Source organism: Paractinoplanes aksuensis (assembly GCF_024137025.1).
Lineage (GTDB): Bacteria > Actinomycetota > Actinomycetes > Mycobacteriales > Micromonosporaceae > Actinoplanes > Actinoplanes aksuensis.
In genome coordinates this window covers 100,328-120,759 of the sequence record NZ_JAMYJR010000033.1, presented here as the reverse complement: position 1 = coordinate 120,759, position 20,432 = coordinate 100,328, and the positions used below count along the sequence as shown (strand labels likewise).

Genomic DNA, 20,432 nt, shown 5'->3' with positions numbered 1-20,432 from the left:
TTGTTGCTAGTTGCCGTAGACCTCGAAGTTGAAGAGGGAATAGCCCCAGGCCGTGGCCCGGGTGGTGCCGAGCACGCGCACGTACCGGGCCTGCGCGTTCAGTCCGGTGAGGTCGTCCTCGCCGCCGTTGCCCCCGGTCACCGACCGGGCGGTGGTCCAGGTGCTGCCGTTGGCCGACGTCTGGATCTGGTACGCCGACCCGTAGGCGGCCTCCCACTGCAGGCGTACGCGGGAAACGTTGTAGGTTGCACCCAGGTCGACCTGGATCCACTGCGGGTCGCTGAACGCGCTCGACCAGCGGGTGCTGGTGCTGGCGTCGACCGCGGCCGAGGCCGGGTACGAGGCGTTCTCGACGCTGGAGGCGGTGGCCGTCTTGTTCAGGGCCAGGTTGGTCACCGGCGGCTGCCCGGTGAGCTCCTTGACCCGGATGTTGCGGAAGGCGGCCTGGTCGCCGGCGCCGTGGTTCTGGATGCCGATGTAGCCGTCCAGGTTGCGGGCCGGGTCGGTGTTGGTGAAGTCGTTGACCAGCTTGCCGTTCAGGTAGACCCGGATGCGCTGGCCCTCGACGAGCAGCTCGTAGGAGTTCCATTCACCGGCCGGGTTCAGCGCGGCGTCGCGGGCGGCGAGGTCGGCCGACTTGAAGGTGTAGATGGCGCCGGTCGTGCGGTCGGCCGCGTCGGTGGCGTCGATCTGCACCTCGTACCCCTGGTTGACGGCCACCCAGGGGTCGTTGTTGGGGTTGGGGAAGCCGACGAAGATGCCCGAGTTGCTGTCGCCGGTGAGCCGCCAGTCGGCCTTGAGCGAGTACGACGTGAACTGCTTGGCCGAGTACCAGTAGAGACCCATGCCGCCGGTCGAGCTCAGCGTGGCGTCGCTGTTGGTGAAGCTGCCCGGCCCGGCCTGCGTCCAGCCGGTGGTGCTGCCGTTGTAGATCGCGGTGTAGCCGGTCTCGGGCCGGCAGTCGGCCTTGGCCCGGTTGGCCGTGTAGCGGAGGCCGCCCAGCAGGTGGCTGCGGAAGTTCGCTTCGGCGTACGAGGCCTGGGTGTGGCCGAAGCCGGTGTACCACGACCGTCCGCTGTCGACCGTCTTGCACCACGAGATCGGGTGGTCCGCGCCCATGTTGCCGCCCGAGTACGTCGACTCGTCCAGCGTGGCCAGCACGGCCGCGCTGCTGCGGGGGTTGGTGCGGTAGTTGTAGAGCTCGTCGTTGCGGGTCCAGTTCTGCGGCAGGTGGGCGCTGCTCGGGTGGGCCCGGTTCTGGACCCGGGCCGTGACGGTCTGGATCGCCGGGTGCGAGTGGAAGTACGCCCCGACCAGGTTGCCGTAGAACGGCCAGTCGTACTCGGTGTCGGCCGCGGCGTGGACGCCGGCATAACCGCCGCCGCCTCGCACGTACGACTCGAAAGCGGTTTGCTGCGTGGCGTTGAGCACGTCGCCGGTGGTGTTGAGGAAGACCACCGTCTCGTACTGGGCCAGGTTGGCCGTGGTGAACGCGTTGGCGTCCTCGGTCGCCGTGACCGAGAAGTTGTTGGCCGCGCCCAGGTCGCGGATCGTCTGGATGCCGACCGGGATCGCGTCGTGACGGAAGCCGGCCGTCTTGGAGAAGACCAGTACGTCGTACGGTGCGTCGGCCGCTGCTGCGGGTGAAGCCGTGAACGTGCAGGCGGCGAGGGCGACCAGGGTCGCCGTGCCGGCTATCAGCTTGCGCATGAAACCTCCTGTGCTCGGGGAGAGTGGGCGCCCGCTTGGGGGAACGGGCGCCCACTCCTAAGGGGAAGGATCAGCTGCCGTACACCTCGAAGTTGAAGAGCGAGTAGCCCCACGCCGTGGCCCGGGTGGTGGCGTTGATGCGGACGTACCGTGCTTGCGCGCTGAGGCCGACGTTGTCGTCCTCGCCACCGTTGCCACCGGTGATCGAGCGCGCGGTGGCCCAGGTGGTGCCGTTGGTCGACGTCTGGATCTGGTAGGCCGACCCGTAGGCGGCCTCCCACTGCAGGCGTACGCGGGAAATGTTGTAGGTCTGGCCCAGGTCGACCTGGATCCATTGCGGGTCGCTGAAAGCGCTCGACCAGCGGGTGGTGGCCGAGGCGTCCACCGCGGCGGACGCCGGGTAGGTGGCGTTCTCGACGCTCGAGGCGGTGGCCGTCTTGTTGAGCGAGAGCAGGCTCTGCGCCGTGCCGGTGGTGAACGAGAAGCTGTCCAGGTCGAACAGCGCGCCCGTGGTGCCGCCGGCGAACGTCAGGTAGAGCGACGTGGTGCCGGCCGGCGCCCCGCTGATCGACCCGGTGACATTGACGAAGGTGTCCCACGACCCGGTCGGCGCGACCGCGGCCGAGCCGATGACCGTGCCGGTGGCCGAGCCCGTACGCAGCTGGAGCGTACCGCCGATGCCGGCCGAGGAGACCCGGGCCGTGAAGGACGTGGCGTTGTTCAGCTTGTACGGATCGAACTGGATCCAGTCGCCGTTGTTGATGTCACCGACGGTCTGCCCGCCCTCGGCCGTGGTCTTGGACATCTTGGTGACGCCCTGGGCCGTCTTGTAGTGCTCGGCCTGCCGCTTGCGCGGAGCCAGGATGTGCTGGGCGTTGCCGACCAGCCCGCCCTTGTCGGTGTAGGACGCGTCGAAGATCGGGAAGATGTTCGCGGCGTCGTCGTGCTCGCCGTCGGTCGGGATGGTGATCGTGCCCGAGCACCCGGTCTGCGACGTGATCTGGTGACCGTGCTGGTCGTGACCGAGCACGTAGGCCATGGTCACCTTCGTGCAGTCGATCGTGCCGTCCTCGGGGTCGGTGACCGTGACGCTCCACGGGATGCTGTCGCCGAACGAGGCGAGCTGACCCGCGGCCGGGGCATTGATGGTCACCCTGGGTGCGGTGTTGCCGACCGTGACGGTCACGCTCGCCGTCCCGGTCGCGCCCTGTGGGTCACGCACAGTCAAGGTCGCTGTGTACGAGCCATTGCTGCTGTACGTCTTGGCGGGGTTCGCGGCCGTCGACGTCGTACCGTCGCCGAACGCCCACGAATAGGTCAGCGCCCCACCGTCGGGGTCGCTGCTCCCGGCCGACGAGAACTGCACGCTGAGCGGGGCCGAACCCGACGTCGGCGTCGCACTGGCCTGAGCCGTCGGCGCCCGGTTGCCGCCGGCCACGTAGTCGTACCGGTAGAGCGCCGAGTTGGCGTCCCCGTTGAAGTAGCCGGTGCCGTAGTCGAGGACGTAGAGCGCGCCGTCCGGCCCGAACGCCATGTCCATGACCTGCTTGCCGTTCCACGGGAAGGTGTCGATCGCGCCCCGGGTGCCGTTGGCGTTGACCACGATCGGCTTGATCCAGCCCCGGCCGAGCTCACCGGCGAAGAAGTTGCCGTCGAACACCTGCGGGAACTTCGTGGTGGAGGGGTTGCTCGCGTTGTACCGGTAGACCGGGCCGGCCATCGGCGACTCGGAGCCGCCGCCGAACTCGGACGGGGTGCCGGCGTCACCGGCGTACCGGATCCAGGCCGGCTGGGCCGGGGGCAGCGTGCCGAGACCGGTGTTGCGGAACGAGTTGTTGGCCGGCCCGCCCGTGCAGTTGTACTTGGGGCCGGTCGCGTTGGTCGCGAAGTTCCACTCGTTGTACGTCTCGGTGGTCGTGTTGGTGCCGGTGCAGTACGGCCAGCCGAAGTTGCCGGGCGCCGTGACCCGGTCGAACTCGACCTGCCCGGACGGTCCGCGGGTGGACGACGTGGTGCCCGCGTCCGGACCGTAGTCGCCGACCCAGACCACGCCGGTGGCCTTGTCGACGCTGATCCGGAACGGGTTGCGGAACCCCATGGCGTAGATCTCGGGCCGGGTGCCGGCCGTACCCGGGGCGAACAGGTTGCCCGACGGGATCGAGTACGTCCCGTTGGTGTTGGGCTTGATCCGCAGGATCTTGCCGCGCAGGTCGTTGGTGTTGCCCGCGCTGCGCTGGGCGTCGAAGACCGGGTTGCGGTCGGTCCGCTCGTCGATCGGGGAGTAGCCGGCCGAGTCGAACGGGTTGGAGTCGTCGCCGGTCGAGATGTACAGGTTGCCGGCTGCGTCCCAGTCCATGTCGCCGCCGACGTGGCAGCACTGGCCCCGGTCGGTCGCGACGTCGAGCACGTTGACCTGGCTCGACATGTTGACCGAGAAGTCGGTGTTGAGGGTGAACCGCGACAGCCGGTTGACCCCGGCCCAGGTGGCCCACGTGGCCGCCGTACCGGTGGCCGGGGCGTCACCGGCCGGGGTGTTCAGCGGCGGCGCGTAGAACAGGAAGATCTGCCGGTTGGTGGCGAAACCGGGGTCGACCGCCACGCCCTGCAGACCCTCCTCGTCGTGGGTGTAGACGGGGATGTTCGCGATGACCGTGGTGGCGCCGGCCGCGTCGGTGCGCCGCAGTGTGCCGTTGCGGGCGGTGTGCAGCACCGACCGGTCGGGCAGCACGGCGATGCTCATCGGCTCGCCGGTCTCGGCCACACCTTTGGCCAGCGTGACCTGCTGGAAGTCGGCCGGGTTGATCACCGCGGCGGCTGGGGAGGCCGGCATGACGGCCACCGTGAGGACGGAGGAGAGCAGAAGAGCAGCCGTTCCCATCGCTGTTCTTCGATGGACATGGATCCTTTTGTTCACGTGGTCCCTTCCTGACTCGAGTCGCCAGGCGGGGCGCGTGCCGCCGCGCCGCAGCCGGGGATTGCTGTGGCTTGCGGGCGTGCTTCCAGGCCGCGACGGTGGGGGCCGTCACGTGCCGGAAACAATCCCGTAGTGGGCTTCACGTTATGAAGTAAGGAACAGTCCTGTCCAGACTTTTGGATCGACGAACAAAACTTTTGCGGCATCAGTCGAAAGCAGCGCGCGAGCCCTACTAGGACAGTGGAATACGCACGGTGAACGTCGTACCCAGGTGCGGGCGGCTGACCACCTCGATGCGGCCACCGTGGTCGGTCACGATGCGTTGCGCGATCGTCAGCCCGAGTCCACTGCCGCCGGTGGCGCGCTGCCGGGCCGGGTCGGCCCGCCAGAACCGCTCGAACACATGTGGCACGTCGCCGGGGGCGATCCCGACGCCGGTGTCCTCGACGGACAGCCACGCCTCGCCCGCCTCGGCCCGGGCCCGGACGACCACCCGCCCGCCCCGGTCGGTGTAGCGGATGGCGTTGGTCAGCAGGTTGCCCAGCACCTGGCGCATCCGGTCCTGGTCGGCCGAGACCATGACCGGCGTGTCCGCCTCGACCTCGAGCGTCACCCCGGCCGCGGCCGCCACCGCCAGCTGCGCGGTCACCCCGGCCGTGGCCAGCTCGGCCAGGTCGGTCGGCGTCCGGGTGTATCCGAGGTCGCCCGCCTCGGCCAGGGCCAGCACCTGCAGGTCGTCCAGGATGCGGCGCTGCAGCAGGGTCTCCTCGTGCAGCGAGGCGAACAGCTCCCGGCTGGGCTCGATCACTCCGTCGGCCAGGCCCTCGAGATAACCCCGCAGGTTCGACAACGGCGTACGCATCTCGTGCGCGACGTCGGCCACGAGCCGGCGCTGCCGCTCCTCGCTCTCCTGCACCGCCTTGGCCATCGCATTGAACGACCGGGACAGCTGGGCCAGCTCGCCGTGGCCCTCGTCGCGCACCCGCACGTCGTGCTGACCGGCCGCGAGCAGGATCGAGGCCCCGGTGAGCCGCCGCACCGGCCGGCTGACCTGACGTGCGATCAGGAACGTGCCGGCCAGGGCCACGATCAGCAGCCCGGCCGCGCCGGCCAGCGCCGGGCGCCCGAAGTCGGCCACCTCGACCGTGTTGCGGCCGCCGAGGTAGAGCAGCAGCGGAACGGCCGAGCTGGTCACCACCGTGTCGTTGAACGCCCCGCGCAGGCAGGCCGTGTTGGTCAGGTCGGCGTCCATGCCCTCGCCCGGCTTGAGCCGCTCGCAGCGCGTCAGATAGTCCCAGTAGCCCTGGAACCAGTACTCGTCGCCCAGCACCCGGGTCGTGGCCTTCTGCAGGCATTCGGGCGACTGCGTCAGCTGGGCCTGGGACACGTACGGGGCCTGGGTGCCGGCCAGGGCCGGGTCGGCGCCCGTGGCGTCACCCAGGCAGCGGACGAGGACCAGGCCCGCCCGGTACTGCGCGGCCTGCCGCAGGGTCAGCCGGGCCGCGTCGTCGCGGACCGGGTCCGCCTTCCCGAACACGTCCCTCGGGATGTAGTTGACCCGCACGACCTTGCTCGCCGGGGCTGCCGTCGGGGAGAACCGCGGCGCCGGGAGCGGGTCGATGTCGTACGCCACGGGCTGGACCGGCCCGGACGGGCGGTTGGCCTGGATGTCCGAGTCGACCAGCACCTCGCCCTCGGCCGTCTGCAGCTGGATGTGCAGGCCGGTGCGCTCGGACAGGCCGGCGACGACCTGGTCGACCCCGGGCCAGCGTCCGTGCTTCAAGCCGTACTGCTGGATCTCGGCGATGATGTCGGCCCGGTGCCGGTTCTGGGCCTCCAGCGCCTGCGACACCTCGCGCGAGCTCAGCTTGAGCGTGAGCCAGGCCGTGGCGCCGATCGCGGTCGAGGCCACCAGCAGCACGAGCACGAAGATGCGCAGGCGGAAACTCACTGCTCGGCCATCCGGTACCCGCGGCCGTAGACGGTCTGCACGTAACGCGGCTCGGCCGGGTCGGCCTCGATCTTGCGGCGCAGGTTGACCACGTGCGCGTCGACCGTGCGGGCCGAGACGTCGTGCTCGAAGCCGAACGTCTTGTCGATGATCTGGCCCCGGGTGAACACCCGGCCCGGCTCGCGGGCCAGCAGCTCCAGGATCCCGAACTCCTTGGCCGTGAGCGTGACCGCCTCGCCCCGGACCCGCACCTCGAACCGGCCCGCGTCCACCTCCAGATCGCCCACCCGCAGGATCGAGGAGGGCCCGTCGGCCGCGCCCGTGCGCCGCAGCAGCGCCCGCACCCGGGCCGTCAGCTCGCGCGGGCTCACCGGCTTGGGCAGGTAGTCGTCGGCCCCGATGTCCAGCCCGAGCAGCATGTCGTTCTCCGACGAGCGGGCGGTGACCATGATGATCGCCACCGACGACTCGGCCCGCAGGATGCGGCACACGTCCAGGCCGTCCACCAGCGGCATCATCACGTCGAGCACGACCAGGTCGGGCTTGCGGGCGCGAGCCACCTCGAGCGCGGAGCGGCCATCACCCACGGTGATGACCTGGTGCCCCTCCTTCTCGAGGTAGAGCCGGATGAGCTGGGCATGCTTCGGGTCGTCGTCGGCCACCAGGATACGTGCGGTCACGCCGCGATTGTGACCTCAGCGCGCCACCCCCACCAACGAATGTGAGATTCCGATGAAGAACTGAACCGATACCGATGGCCCCACAAGTTCTTCACAGAATCCGGCCTAACTTTCCCGTCCAACCGACAGGGGAGGAACACCATGTGTGGGCTGAACGTCTTCGTGAGCAGCCGCCCGGCCGCGGGAGCGCCGGACCAGGCGACCGCCGCCGCGTTCTCCGCCGCGCTGGAGACCATGCACCACCGCGGCCCGGACGACACCCGCGTGGAGTTCGCCGACGGCGCCGCGTTCGGCTTCAAGCGCCTCGCGATCATCGACCGCGAGGAGGCCGCCCAGCCCGTGCACTACCGCGACCGGTGGACCGTCGTCTTCAACGGCGAGATCTACAACTACCGGGAGCTGCGGGCCGAGCTGATCCACGAGCACGGGGCCACGTTCGCCACGGAGGGTGACAGCGAGGTGCTGGCCGCGGCGTTCCACTTCTGGGGCCCGGGCGCCTTGCCCCGGCTGCGCGGCATGTTCGCCTTCGCCGCCTACGACCAGTGGACCGGCACGCTGCACGCGGCGCGCGACCCCTTCGGCATCAAACCGCTCTACCTGCTGGAGACCGTGGACGGCCTCTTCCTGGCCAGCGAGCGCAAGGCCCTGCTGCCGTTCGCGGCCGGTTCCGGCCCGTCGATCGACACCGACGCGCTGGCCCACTACTTCACCTTCCAGTACGTGCCGGACCCGCTCACGCTGCACCGCAACATCCGCCGCCTGCCCCCGGGGCACCGGCTGACCTGGACCGCCGGCGGCGGCGTACGCACCGAGCGTTACTTCCGCCCCAAGCTGCGCCCCCTGCACAGCAGCCCCGAGGACGCCCAGGCCGCCATCCGCGACGCGCTGCGCGACAGCGTGCACAAGCACCTGCACGCCGACGTGCCGGTCGGCGCGTTCCTGTCCAGCGGCGTCGACTCGTCGGCCGTGGTCGCCCTGGCCCGCGAGGTCAAGCCCGACCTGCACGTCTTCACGGCCGGGTTCGCGGCCGACGGCTACTCCGAGATCGAGATCGCCCAGGACACGGCGGCCCAGCTCGGCGTGCGGATCACCCCGACCGTGGTCACCGAGGACGACGTGATCCGCGAACTGCCCCGCATCGTGCAGCTGCTCGACGACCCGGTGGCCGACCCGTCGCTGGTCCCGCTCTACTTCCTGGCCCAGACGGCGTCGCGCTACGTCACGGTCACGCTCTCGGGCGAGGGCTCCGACGAGCTGTTCGGCGGCTACACCATCTATCGCGAGCCGGCCTCCCTGTCGTCCATCGAGCGCCTGCCCAACGGCATGAAGCGCGGCCTGCGCGGCCTGGCCCACGCCATCCCCGAGGGCGTGCGCGGCCGCAGCTTCCTCGAACGCGGCACCACCCCGATCGAGGAGCGCTACTACGGCAACGCCCGCATCTTCTCGCCCGAGGAGAAGGCCCAGCTGCTCCGGTTCACGGCCGACCCCCACACGGCGGTCACCAGCCACCTGTACGCCGAGACCGCCGACGTCGACGACGTGATCTCCATGCAGTACGTCGACCTGCACACCTGGCTGCCCGGCGACATCCTGTGCAAGGCCGACCGGATGTCCATGGCCCACTCGCTCGAACTGCGCGTGCCGTTCCTCGACCAGGCCGTGTACGCGGCCGCGGCCGGCCTGCCGACCGACATGAAGCTGCCCCCGCACAGCACCACCACCAAGCACGCCCTGCGCGAGGCCATGCGCGGCATCGTCCCCGAGTCGGTCCGTGAACGCCGCAAGCTCGGCTTCCCGACCCCGACCCGCCTCTGGCTCAAGGGCGGCATCGGCGACTGGATCGGCGGCCTGATCAGCGGCTCCGCCCCCCGCCACCTGATCGACGTGGACTACGCGCTGCGCCTGCTCACCGAACACCGGGCCGGCCAGGCCGACAACTCCCGCAAGGTGTGGACGGTGGCCATGTTCAGCCTGTGGTGGGCCATCTTCGTCGACCGCACGATCCGCCCGGCCCCGCTCACGATGACCCTGACCCCGCCGGTTCCCTCTTACGCGAACGACCGAATCACGACAGTCCTGACTGGCCAGTAACAACCGGGACTACCATCGGTCGCGCCTGAACTCGACCGAGGGGGTACCCCGAGCCATGGCGACACCCGCCGACTCACCGCTGGCCCGTCCCGACCAGATCCAGGGCAATATCCTGCGTCCGTTCGGTGGCGGGCACCAGGCCTTCCTGGCCCTGTCGTTCGCCAACAACCAGCCGGGCGCCCGCCGCTGGCTGGCCGAACTCGCCACCCGCGTAGCCGGCACCGACGACGTGCCGGCCCGCGCCCCCCGGGGCGAGACGCGCCTCGCGCCCGGGCAGACCCTGCTCAACGTGGGGCTGACCGCGCCCGGCCTGGTCGTCCTGCACCCCGAGACGGCCGGTCGGCTGGCCGCGTTCGAGGCGTTCTGGGCCGGCCCGCTCGGCCCCCGGCTCGACGACGCCAACCGGCTCACCACCACGCCCGCCCTGATCGGCGACACCGGCCGCAACGACCCCCTGAACTGGGAGGTCGGCGGTCGCGGCCCCACGGTCGACGCGCTGCTGACCATCGCCGCCGGCGACGAGCAGACCCTGACCGACGCGGTGCGGCGCGAACTCGATGGAGCCGCCGCCGAGGGCCTGAAAGAGCTGCACACCCAGGTCGGCGTGGTGCACCGCGACCCGGTCGGCCACCACCGCATCGAGCACTTCGGCTTCGCCGACGGCATCTCGCAGCCGGCCGTCCGGGGCTTCCCCGACAGCGAGGCGCTCTTCGGCTCCCCGGTCATCGCGGCCGGCGAATTCATCGTCGGCTGCCCGGGCGAGCGCCGTCCCCCGTCCTGGAAGCCGAAGCCGGCCGCGCCCAAATGGATGCGGGGCGGCTCGTTCCAGGTCTACCGCCGCCTGGTGCAGGACGTCCCCGGCTGGTGGGACCACATGGCCGAGCTGGCCGCCCCCGGCGAGACCCCGCAGGACGCGGCGGCCCGGGCCCTCGGCCGCCGTCTCGACGGCAAGCCGCTGGCGAAGCCCGACGCGGCCCGGGGCGAGGAGAACGACTTCGACTTCACCGACGACCCGGACGGGACGAAGACGCCGCACTACGCCCACATCCGCAAGGTCAACCCGCGCGAGGACGTGGTCTTCCGCGACCGCAACCACAAGATGCTGCGCCGGGGGCTGCCGTTCGGGCCGCTCTACGACCCCGAGAAGCCGACCGACGAACCGCGCGGCATCATCTTCAACTCGTACCTGACCAGCATCGAGGAGCAGTTCGAGTTCGTGCAGCGGCGCTGGGCCAACTACGCCCGCTTCCCCTCCGAGACCCTGGAACAGTACGGCCGCCTGACCCCCACCGACCCACCCCGCGTCGACGGCCTCGACCCGGTGCTGGGCGACAGCGCCGAGGACGCCGGCAAACGCCTGGCGGCCCCGATCGCCAAGAACATCCCCAAGCCCGCGTACGGCGGCTTCGTCACCACGACCGGCAGCGTCTACGCCTTCGCCCCGTCCCGCCCCACCCTGCACCAACTGGCCGGCGACGAAGAGCTGGCCGACTAACCCGCCGTCTGGCGCGGCATACGGTCGATGCGCTGAAGGAGCGTCTCCAGGTCGGGACCCGTGTCCGCGATGATCCACTGAGGGAGAGCCGGCAACGGTGGCCCGGGCGGCAGCCGCACACCGGTGAGCCGCAAGTAGGCGTCCCGGTATTCGAGGCTGGGGGCCCGGGCATAGAGCTGCTCGTAGATCTTTGCGGCCCCGATGCGTGCCTCCTCATCGGCGACGTCGGACTGCCAGGCGGCGTCGAGCAAGGCCGCGATCTCGTGGGGCTCGGTCCACCTTTCGGCTGCCTTGCGTAGAGATCGGGCCGCGAAGGCCGGGTCCAGCTCGCCCCGGCCGACCCGTAGCCGGACGGCGAGGATGTACGCGTTCACCTGGATGTCCCGCTCGTCGTGCTCTTCGGCCACGCGTAGAGCCTCCGAATTGAGCCGCTCGGCCACCGCCGGCCGCCCCGCGCTCAGATGCAGTCGGGCCAGCCGGTGCAACGATTCGCAGAGATAGTTGGGCGCGTCCAGCTCACGGGCCAGCGGGACGACGTGTTCCAACAGGAGTTGAGCCTGCTTCGGCTGACCCTCGGCCGCAGCCGTCGCGCCCAGCCCCGTCACGCGGTCGACAAGAGTGATCCAGTCACGCAACTCGACGCTGACCCGAAGCGAGTACATCGCGCAGGCTCGAGCCCGCACGAAGTCACCCTCGTCCCGGTATATCTCTCCCATGTTGCCGACAGCGATGCTGGATGTCTGCCGATCACCGATCTCACGCGCGACGTCCAAGGCCTGCCGATACGACGCGACGGACTGTTTGTGATCGGCGGTCCGCCGGAACGCCCAGCCCCGATTGTTGGCGCTGTGCAGCATCCAGTGCCGATCGCCGGCGTGTTCGGCCGCCTGGAAGGCGCGGTTGAGGTGGTCGAGTGCCTCTTCCGCTCGGCCGGTGACGATCAGACACAGGCCGAGGTGATTGAGCGCGGCGCACATCGCTGACGCATCGCCCGCTTCGGTCGCCATGGCGAGGTGGCGGTGCGCCATCGCGATGGCTTCCCCGTACTCGCCCTGCCGCCAGAGAACGAAAGTGATGCGGTCCATCGTGCGGGACAGGCCGTCGGCGTCCCCGACACTCTCGAAACCGGCCAGAGCACGCTCGAGCCAGCTCAGAGATTCGGCGTGCGAGCTGGTGTACATGAGCAGATCGCCGAGTTGGCGCTGCCCGGCGGCAACGATGTCGCGGCGTCCGGAGGACGCTGCGGCCCGCATGGCGAGCCGATAGTGGTTCTCGGCGTCGGCCCACTGTCCGGTCAGGTGGTAGACGGCCCCGATCTCGACATGGAGCGCCGCCTGCTCGGCCTCGGGCAACAGTGGCAGCAGACGCTCGTAGAAGTAGGTAGCCGCCTGGTTGGCAAAGATCGCTCGGGCCCGGTCGCCGGCGGCCCGGAACCAGATCCTCTGCTTGTCGCGGCGATCGGTACGTGCGTAGTGATGGGCGAGCAGGTCGACGTACTGGGCGAGACGGTCGGCGTAGGTCTTCTCGATGAGAAGGCCGGCCCGTTCGTGCAAAGTGGCCCGAGTGTCGTAGGTGATGCTCTGGTAGGCCGTCTCCTGCGTGATCGGGTGTTTGAACTCGAACTCCGGTTCGGGGTCGGTCGCGATCCGCGGCGTGAGCTCGAGCATGTGCAGCCGGCCGAGATGAGCCGCGACCTGAGCGGACGAGCCGGCTGCCGGGTAGATCGAGGCGATCCACGGTGGCTGGAAGCGACGGCCGATCACGCTGGCCACCTTGATGGCGGCTTTCTCGTCGTCGGTGAGCTGGTCGATGCGGGCCATCACCAAGCGCTGGAGACTGTCCGGCAGGTGCAGGGCGGCGAGTCCAGCCGGATCGGCGGGGTCGACCCCGGTGCCGTGCAGGTACGCGATGAGTTCCTCGATGTAGAACGCGTTGCCGCCGGTCTGCTCGTCGATCTGGCCGACCAGGCCGTCTGCGATCTCGGCTTCGTTCCCGTAGCGTTCGCGCAGTCGCAGAGTGGCCAAGCGCCGGGCGTCGGTGCTGGTCATTTGGTTGAGCCGCACATCCGTCACGTGCTCGGCCTCGGTCAGTCGGCCCGGCGCGGGCTCACGGGAGGTTGCCAGCAGAAGGACGGGCAGCTCCGCGAGCCGGTCGGCAAGAAGTTCGAGCAGGCTGAGCGAAGCGGGGTCGATCCAGTGGCAGTCCTCAAGGAGAAGCACCAGTGGCCCGGCCGCGGCGCGTTCCCGTAGACAGGCCAGCAACGTCGACCGGAGCAGGACGTCGCGGCCGGCCCGATCGAGTTGCGCCGTGAGGTCGTTGTCGGGCATGGGCAGGTCGATGATTGCCGCCACCAACGGCGCTCGGAGGCCGGTGCCGTCGTAGCGCGCGATTCGATCAGTCAGGGCCGCCCGCTGATCTTCCAGGCCGAGCGACGCGTCGATTTCGAGCAGCTCCCGCCAGATCGAACGCCAGACCAGGTAGCTGGAGCTGGTGCCGTGCGAGCGGCAGCTGCCGCCGTATCCGGTGAAGCCGAGCGTCCCGGTGATCCGGCAGGTCTCCGCGGCCAGGCGTGATTTACCGATCCCGGCCTCGCCGTGTACCCAGGCGATGCGCCCTCCACCAGCCAGGGACTCGTGAACGAGCGCGCGCAGCCGAGCCACCTCGGTGGCCCGTCCCACCAGGACACCCGATGCGGGTGCGGGAATCGGGCTTGTGTGCGGGGACTCACGGACAGCCCGGACCACCCAGGCCGCCAGCGGTGCCGCCTTGCCCTTGGCGGTCACCTCGATCGGTCCGTCAGCCACCAGCAGATCGGGGAGGCGCTCGAAGGTGGACCGGTCGATGAGGAGATGACCTGTGGGGGCGGCCTGCATGAGCCGGGCGGCCAAGTTGACCGCGTCTCCGACCACGGCGTACTCCCGGCGCACGTCGGAGCCGACTTCGCCTGAGAAGACCGGCCCCGTTGTGACTCCGCCGCTGCGGGCGCCCCCGGGAAGTGCCAGCAGTTCGAGGCAGCACCGCAGCGAGCGCTCCTCGTCGTCCTCGTAGCTGACCGGCGTGCCGAAGACGGCTACGAGCACGGTGCCCTTGTCATCAGCCATCAGGTGACGCAGGTGGCCACCGTACCGGTCGATGACCCGGACTGCCTCGGCCAGATAGCGCTGCAGCGCTTCGACAGTGTCAGGGTCGTCGATCGACATGTCGGGCAGCCGGACGAAGGCCGTGGTGACCTTGCGATGCTCGTTGACCAACTCGTGCCGGCCGAAGCGCAGCCGCGTCCGGATGGCCGGATGCAGGAAGGGCTCGATAAGCCTCTCGAGCTCGGCGGTGGGCGGTGCTGGTGGCGCGTAGGGCGCATCGGGAGTCGCCAACGGCCCGGCAATCTGCAGAAGCGTCGGCTCCACGACGATCTCGCCGCGTTCGGCCCGATGCAGAGCATCGATGGCTTTCGCGAGAGCCGGACCGGCGATGAGATGCTGCAACCGGGTCGCGGGATCGCCGAGCAGCATCAGGAGCAGGGGACCGGCGGCCATACCGACGCGGATTGTCAAAGAACGGGCACCGTCGGGCGTGGGGACCGGCGGGACCCCGGCAGTAGCCTCCCGGATGAGTTCGGCGCACCGAATGGCCCGGCGTGCGACAGCGGCCGCATTGTCAGGGGTGTAGTCGAACATGCCGACCAGAGCGTCACCGGCGAAGTCGACCACACTGCCGCCGGAGGCGGCGATGGCGTCGGCAGTGACCGCGAACCAATGGTTGATGATTCTGGTCAGCTGCTCAGTGCCGTAGCTGCCGGAACCGGCGAAACTCTCGGCCAGAGCGGTGAAGCCGACCACGTCGGCGTAAAGCACGACCGCCTCGGCGCGCTGGGTTACTGGCGGCTTGCCGACACTGTCGGCCGTCAAGAGCAACCGCAGCGTATGTTCGGGCAGGTAGGACCGCCAGGTCGCGGCCAACTCGCTCACGATCTGTGACGGTGGGGTCCCCGGCGGCTCCTGCGTCACGCTTTGTGCGGCCACCTTTCTGATCCTACTGTCGAGGAACAATCATCACTCTCGGCGCGACTGTCGCCAATGGGGAGCAAGTTATGACTGTGGGCAGTAGCGACGCAGCTTTCCAACTCTTCGGAGCATGCGTCCACTCGCTGCGGTTCGCCTTCGGGGCTCCGCTGGGGTATCCCTACGCGCGTCCGCTGGCCGATGAGGGTGGCACACCGGAGTCGCTGTTCCGGCGGATCCAGGTTGCTTCGCCGCCGCCGACCCGGGACGGGGAGCCCTGGCCGACCGGCATGACGCTGGCCAAGCAGCCCTTCGACCCGGAGACCGGGGCCGGCAAGCTGGCCGACGTCTCCTGCGCGGACGGCATTCCCTCGCTCGATGCGCCCGACCCCGGCACGGTCGTGCTCGACGAGTGGTTCCGCGTCCCGCGGCAGGAGGGGCAGTTCGACTTCCCCGGCGACGACCAGGGCCGCTACATGTTGTCGATCAATTACTGGAGCCCGATCCCGGACGGCGCGGCGTCGGCCACGAAGACGGTCGCCTATTACAACGACGACCTGACGATGAAATGGTCGCGTCCGGTGACCGTCGGGCAGTGGGTCGCGATCAGCTTCGACGCGTTCTTCCCGCTGGAGCGGGACAGCGCCGACCTCATCCTCCAGATCCAGGAGTGCGACGGCCGCCACAACTGACGGCGTCGGCACATCTGCTCCCCGTCTATCCCAAATCGGTAATCAACGGGCGGCGTCAGCGGCGCAATGGGCATGCCTGCGACCGCAACCAGGGAAGACGACAGTAAAATGGCGGATGCACGGTAGCGCTCGGATCGGCAGGCTCTAACCCAAGACCTGGGGGGAGCAGATCGATGTTGACCGAGCGAAATCCCGTGAAGCTGGAACCGGCCGTCCAGAGCGACGCGGCCCTGCGCCGCAGCCGCCTGTTGCTGCACGCGAGTGAGGCCCTGGCCGCCACGTCCACCACCGCCGACGTCCTCGTGACCGTGCCGGCCCTGCTGCGCGACGCGTTGTCCGCCACGCACGCCGCCGTGGTGCTGGCCGGGATCACCCCGAGCCCGCGCGGCGGGACCGCCGGCAGTGTCTCCGACGCGCTGACCGGGAGGGCGATCAGCGACCGTCACTCCCAGTACTACGAGAGCCCGATGGACCTCATGGTCGTCCACCCGGGACTGGCCGACGGCCTCGACGAGCTCGGCTGGCAGGCCGTGGTCTGCGCCCCGCTGCCCGACCTGGCCGGTGCGGTGCTGATCGCCTGGGACGAGCCGCAGACGTTCTACGTCTTCGACCGGGCCGTGATCGCCACGCTCGCCCTCTACATCGGTCAGGCCCTCGACCGGGCGGTCAAGCACGACGCCCGGGCCGCGATCACCGAGACCCTGCAGTCGGCCATGATGTCGCAGCTGCCCGACGTCGACGACTACGACCTGGCCGCCTACTACCGGGCGGCCGCGTCGCAGCGGGTCGGCGGTGACTGGTACGACGTGATTCCCGGCCCCAACGACCGGCTGGCCTTGGTCATCGGCGACGTGGTCGGTCATGACACGGCGGCCGCGGCCAAGATGGGTCAGCTCCGCAACATGCTGCGGGCCTACCTGGTCGACCGGCGCGAACCGCCGTCGGCCCTGCTGCGCCGGCTCGACGCGGCCAACCACGCGCTGGGCGAGCCGACCATGGCCACCGCGGTCGTCGCGTTCATCGACCGCGCTCCGAACGGGGGTCACCGGCTGCGCTGGTCGAACGCGGGCCACCCGCCCCCGGTGGTGATCCAGCCCGACGGCGAAGTGCGCGCGCTGACCGGCAACGACATGCTGCTCGGGGCCCGCCGGGGGAACCCTCGCCACACGTACACGGCGCCGTTGGCGGCCGGCTCGACCGTGCTGCTGCACACCGACGGCCTGGTCGAGAACCGGGCCCACAACATCGACGAGGGCTTCGCCCGCCTCTACCGCCGCCTGAGCATCCGCAACTTCGGCATGCCCCGCGACCTGCTGACCCGCCTGGCCGGCGAGATGCCGGGCGACCGCGCCGACGACATCGCCATGCTGGCCGTCCGCATCCCGGGCCGTCTATAACTCGGGCAGGTCCCGTTCCGCTACCGGTCCCGAGGTCAGCCGGCCGGCCAGGGTGCGGACCAGCGGCAGGGCGGCCACCTTGGTGCCCAGCCGCAGCGCTTGGACGCCGGCCCAGCTCTCGGGGGCGGCGATCCGGGGGACGCCGGGCGGCAGCTGCTGCGCGTCGTCGACCAGCGGGCGCATCCACTCCTCGTAGCGGGCGAAGGCCTCGGCGGGCTCGCCTCGGGAGAGAAAGGCCGCCAGCACGTACGCGCCGGTGAGCGCGAGCGACGTGCCGCCGCCCCCGATCGGGGTGACGCACCAGGCGGCGTCGCCGAGCAGCACGACCCGGCCGCGGTGCCACGCCGGGCACTGGATCTGGCGCAGCCATTCGACGTACAGGTCGTCGGCGACCTCGAAACCGTCCAGGATGCGCGGCACCTCCCACCCCAGATCGGCGAAACGGCGGCACAGTTCGCGCCTGGTCTCGTACGCGCTCAGACCCTCGAGCACCGGGGTGTCGGCCCGGAAATTGAGCATCGCCCGCATGGTGCCGACGTCGTCGGGGCGCAGCGAGATCTGCCGAGCTTCGGGTGTGACCAGGAAGTTCCACCAGTTGTCGTCCTGGGGTTCGCGCTCGATGGTGCCGTAGGTGACGTACATGCCGAGTTCGCGCTCGCGCGGCTCGTCCCCGAAGACCAGCCGCCGGGTCGCGGAGCCGGCCCCCTCGGCGATCACGACCAGGTCGAAGCGCTCCCGCCCCGTCGCGAAGGTGACCTCGGCGCCGTGGTCGTCCTGCTCGATCGCGACGATCTCGGCTCCGAACCGCCAGTCCACGTCTTCGGGGCAGGCGTCGACCAGCAGCCTCGACAACGCGCCGCGCAGGATCTCGAGCTCGGCCGTCGGCCCGCCGTCGCCGCCGACCGGGAACTCCGAGACGACCGAGCCGGCCTCGGTGACGAACCGGGTGCCGATCTCGCCGGTGTTGCGCCCGCGGACGGCGTCCTCCAGGCCCATCCGGCGGATCACCTCGCGCCCGGTGGCCCGTACGTCGATGTTCTGCCCACCCTCGCGCAGCGCCCCCGCCCGCTCGGCCACGACCACCTCGAAGCCGGCTTCGGCCAGCCAGTACGCCACGGCCGGACCGGCGATGCCCGCTCCCGTGACCAGAATCCGTGCGCTCAAGAGGCCTCCTCGATAGTTTCACGGTCAAACTATCAAGCGCTGATACGGTTTGGCGATGGCAAGTTCCTCGGACCGCCTGGTGGCGGCCCTGCACGAACACGGCATGGCGTACGGCGAACTGGGTCGCCGGTTCGGCGCGGCGATCGGCCTGCACGTCACCGACGCCATCGCCCTGGTCGAGATCCTGAGCGCGCACGAGCGCGGCGTTCCCCTGACCCAGTCCGCGCTGGCCCGGCGGGTCGGCCTCACCCCCGGCGCCATGTCGTCCCTGATCAACCGCCTCGAGGGGGCCGGCCGCATCCGCCGCGTCCGCGACACCGCCGACCGCCGCGTGGTCACCCTGCACGCCGGCGACAACGTCGACGCCCCGCTGGAACGCTTCTTCACCCCGCTGGCCGACCGCATGGCCGAGGTGATGAACCGGTACCCGCCCGAGGCGCTGGCCGAATTCACCCGCCTGCTGACCGACGTCTGCCAGACCATGGACGCTTACGCGGAGCAGTTGGACACGCGCGGAACTGCACAAACGTGACCCGAGCGGCGTCTTAAGCAGATGTGTGTGACCCCGAGGAACGGCTCCGCGAAACGATGGAGGAGCACGAGCACCTGGTCCCCGACCAGGCCACGGTCTGGGCCCGGATCGAGATACTCGCGCAGATCTACCGGCGCCGCAGCCTGATCCTGCGCTCGGCCGGCAGCGTGGTGCTCAGCGCGGGCCTGGTGGCCGGCCTGGTCCAGATGCACACCTTCATCCAGGGCGGCGTGACAGCCCTGCCCCCGGCGGCCACCCCCAGCGCCGTGGTCCCGTCCTCGCCGCCCACCACCGACCCGCTGCCGCCACCGCCGGAACCGACTCCGTCGCTGCCTCCCGGCGAGGTCGAGATGAACGCCTTCTTCGAGGCCGGCTACAGCTGGACCGAGGCCGAAAAGCTGGCCCGCCTGTGGAACCTGCACGACCCGGCCGACGCCAAGATCGAAGCCGGCCGTCGCCTCCTCGACGGCGAGAACCTCCCGGTCCGCCCGCCGCGCTGATCGGGCCGCGTCGTTCGGGTGATGAAGGGCGCCGTCCGGTTGCTGGCCCGAGTGCAAACACTCGAACGTCCCCGAAGAGACAAATTCCGCAACCTGGACCGGGTGTCGTTTGGCGGGGCTTCGCCGCGAGCGTTGTTTTCGGCGACCTGCGCGATTATACGGGAAGTCGGGATCGGCCGGAACTCACGAATACCCTCCGGCGCCACCGTCAATGCCGATGCCGTGAGTGCGGGTTATCCGCCGGCCTCCGGTATAGCTCAATTCGGCAGGTCGATAGGTAGCATGGTGCTGCCACGAGTTACCGATCTTGAGCCGACGAGAAGGGACCACACCCTCGCCAATCCGTTTCGTCAAGCCCTGAGGAGCTGATCGCATGGATCCCCGCCCCGCCCTGCGGAACCGGCTCAGAACAGCGCGAACGGATTCCGGCGCGAGTCCGGCGCAGGTGGCCGACGCCCTGGGCTGGTCTCTCGTCGATTTCCTGGCCGTCGAGGCGGTCGCCGGCCCGATCGACGACGGGCGCCTGTCCGCGCTGCTCGATCACTACGGCTTGCTCGACCACGCGATCCCGGTGGCCGGGCTGGGGGAGGATCTGCTGAGCCGGGAGGTCCGGCTTCTCGCGACCTACGAAGCGGAGGCCTCGAGCATCCGCTCGTTCGAGCCGGCCCTGGTCCCGGGCCTGCTCCAGACCCGGCAGTACGCCGAGGTCGCGCTGGGTCTGTTCGCCGCCCGCGACGCGGTCGGGCCCCTGGTCGAGGCCCGCCTGGCCCGGCAGGCTCTGTTGGACCGCGACGACCGTCCGCCGATGCGCTTCCTGATCGACGAGTCCGCGCTGCACCGCTGGGCCGGGGCGACCGGCGACGGACCCGAGATCATGCGGGCTCAGCTCGACCGGCTGCGGCTGCTCGCTCGCCACCCGCGGATCGACATCCGGATCGTGCCCTACAGCGCCGGCCTGCATGACGGGTTGAAAGGTCCGTTCGTCGTCCTCGAGCGGCCCGAGCTGCTTTATCTGGAAGGCGAGAAGGGCGACGTCGTGCGCACCGGGCCGGACGAAGTTCACATCCATCGCGAACGCTTCGACACTTTGTCCGGCCTGGCGGTTCCGTTGCTGACAGCGTGGGCCTGAATTCAGGCGAACAACGAGAGGACGACGAGGGCCAGGGCGATTACCGCGAACACGATCGCCAGGCCCATGGCGGCGGCCGACTTCAGTACCTCCACCACCGGTTGCAACGACCTCGCGATCAATCGCAGCGCGAAGATGAGCAGGATTGCCGCGCCCAGGACCATAACTATTGAGGCGTC

The 20,432-nt window shown here is 69.9% G+C and carries 13 protein-coding genes; 7 read left to right on the top strand and 6 right to left on the bottom strand.

Annotated elements, in window-relative coordinates:
* Window positions 1-6: 6 nt before the first annotated feature.
* From M1L60_RS30700 to M1L60_RS30685, 4 genes are all read right to left on the bottom strand, one after another.
* Window positions 7-1,710: a ThuA domain-containing protein gene (locus tag M1L60_RS30700; protein WP_253241025.1), complete on the bottom strand. Its 1,704-nt coding sequence runs from the start codon at window positions 1,708-1,710 to the stop codon at window positions 7-9.
* A 70-nt stretch (window positions 1,711-1,780) separates the two neighbouring features.
* Window positions 1,781-4,540: a PQQ-dependent sugar dehydrogenase gene (locus M1L60_RS30695; RefSeq protein WP_253241024.1), complete on the bottom strand. Its 2,760-nt coding sequence runs from the start codon at window positions 4,538-4,540 to the stop codon at window positions 1,781-1,783.
* A 316-nt stretch (window positions 4,541-4,856) separates the two neighbouring features.
* Window positions 4,857-6,575, bottom strand: coding sequence for a sensor histidine kinase (locus M1L60_RS30690; RefSeq protein ID WP_253241023.1), 1,719 nt, complete (start codon window positions 6,573-6,575; stop codon window positions 4,857-4,859).
* A complete protein-coding gene (locus tag M1L60_RS30685; protein ID WP_308208561.1) occupies window positions 6,572-7,255 on the bottom strand; it encodes a response regulator in 684 nt (227 codons plus the stop codon). The genes M1L60_RS30690 and M1L60_RS30685 overlap by 4 nt, the downstream gene beginning before the upstream one ends.
* Before the next feature lie 141 nt (window positions 7,256-7,396).
* Here M1L60_RS30685 and asnB point away from each other — a divergent pair, with 141 nt between their 5' ends.
* Together asnB and M1L60_RS30675 are read left to right on the top strand one after the other, a co-directional pair.
* On the top strand, window positions 7,397-9,346 hold the full coding sequence (asnB, locus tag M1L60_RS30680; protein ID WP_253241022.1) for an asparagine synthase (glutamine-hydrolyzing): 1,950 nt from the start codon (window positions 7,397-7,399) through the stop codon (window positions 9,344-9,346).
* Window positions 9,347-9,401: 55 nt separating this feature from the next.
* The gene (locus tag M1L60_RS30675) at window positions 9,402-10,841 is read left to right on the top strand and encodes a Dyp-type peroxidase (RefSeq protein ID WP_253241021.1); all 1,440 of its coding nucleotides are present in this window, start codon (window positions 9,402-9,404) and stop codon (window positions 10,839-10,841) included.
* On the opposite strand, the gene M1L60_RS30670 is transcribed toward M1L60_RS30675, so the two are convergent.
* Window positions 10,838-14,806: a tetratricopeptide repeat protein gene (locus M1L60_RS30670; protein ID WP_253241020.1), complete on the bottom strand. Its 3,969-nt coding sequence runs from the start codon at window positions 14,804-14,806 to the stop codon at window positions 10,838-10,840. The two genes, M1L60_RS30675 and M1L60_RS30670, sit on opposite strands and share 4 nt — an antisense overlap.
* 122 nt (window positions 14,807-14,928) lie before the next feature.
* Between M1L60_RS30670 and M1L60_RS30665 the strand changes: the two genes are divergently transcribed.
* Complete coding sequence (locus M1L60_RS30665) at window positions 14,929-15,531, top strand: hypothetical protein (protein WP_253241019.1); 603 nt, start codon at window positions 14,929-14,931, stop codon at window positions 15,529-15,531.
* Window positions 15,532-15,704: 173 nt separating this feature from the next.
* Window positions 15,705-16,928 (top strand): PP2C family protein-serine/threonine phosphatase, encoded by a 1,224-nt coding sequence (locus M1L60_RS30660; RefSeq protein ID WP_253241018.1) that lies wholly within the window; start codon window positions 15,705-15,707, stop codon window positions 16,926-16,928.
* Here M1L60_RS30660 and M1L60_RS30655 read toward each other — a convergent pair.
* The gene (locus tag M1L60_RS30655; protein ID WP_253241017.1) at window positions 16,923-18,092 is read right to left on the bottom strand and encodes an FAD-dependent monooxygenase; all 1,170 of its coding nucleotides are present in this window, start codon (window positions 18,090-18,092) and stop codon (window positions 16,923-16,925) included. The two genes, M1L60_RS30660 and M1L60_RS30655, sit on opposite strands and share 6 nt — an antisense overlap.
* A 55-nt stretch (window positions 18,093-18,147) precedes the next feature.
* On the opposite strand from M1L60_RS30655, the gene M1L60_RS30650 reads away from it, so the two are divergent.
* The 3 genes from M1L60_RS30650 (at window position 18,148) to M1L60_RS30640 (ending at window position 20,253) form a co-directional block, all read left to right on the top strand.
* The gene (locus M1L60_RS30650; RefSeq protein ID WP_253241016.1) at window positions 18,148-18,624 is read left to right on the top strand and encodes a MarR family winged helix-turn-helix transcriptional regulator; all 477 of its coding nucleotides are present in this window, start codon (window positions 18,148-18,150) and stop codon (window positions 18,622-18,624) included.
* A 56-nt stretch (window positions 18,625-18,680) separates the two neighbouring features.
* Complete coding sequence (locus M1L60_RS30645; protein ID WP_253241015.1) at window positions 18,681-19,124, top strand: hypothetical protein; 444 nt, start codon at window positions 18,681-18,683, stop codon at window positions 19,122-19,124.
* 373 nt (window positions 19,125-19,497) lie between these two features.
* Entirely contained in the window at window positions 19,498-20,253 is a 756-nt protein-coding gene (locus tag M1L60_RS30640; RefSeq protein ID WP_253241014.1) for a DUF5753 domain-containing protein, read from the top strand.
* Window positions 20,254-20,432: the final 179 nt, after the last annotated feature.